The sequence below is a fragment of the Streptomyces sp. SP17BM10 genome (assembly GCF_036322405.1).
Taxonomy (GTDB): domain Bacteria; phylum Actinomycetota; class Actinomycetes; order Streptomycetales; family Streptomycetaceae; genus Kitasatospora.
Window position 1 is genome coordinate 1 of record NZ_JAQYXB010000537.1, and the last position, 303, is coordinate 303.

The following is a 303-nucleotide window of genomic DNA, read 5'->3' on the forward strand; positions in this document are numbered from 1 at the left end:
GCCCCCCCCCCCCCCCGACGTGTTTCGGCTCCGTCGCGCACGGAGATCTACACTCGTATGGTAGCTGTTGCCGAAGGCCGGGTTCAGCAGGCCGATCACGTTGATGGAGTTGCCGCACAGGGTGATCGGCACGGGGCCCGGGACCTGGTTCTGGTTGCCGGACCCGACGTGCCCGGTCCCGCTCCCGCCGGGCTCCCCGCAGCGGGTCCAGACCCGGGCGGTCGGGCTGACGCCGGCCCCGGCGGTGGCGACCGCGCGGTCGGGACGGGCACCAGGATCGGGGCACCCGCCGGCGGCCCGACC

At 75.2% G+C, this 303-nt stretch carries 1 protein-coding gene; it reads right to left on the reverse strand.

Translation table 11 applies throughout. The features are described from left to right. The coding region (locus PUR71_RS41265; protein ID WP_443077427.1) for a chaplin family protein at positions 1–132 on the reverse strand (132 nt) is incomplete at its 3' end. Between the last annotated feature and the right edge of the window lie 171 nt (positions 133–303).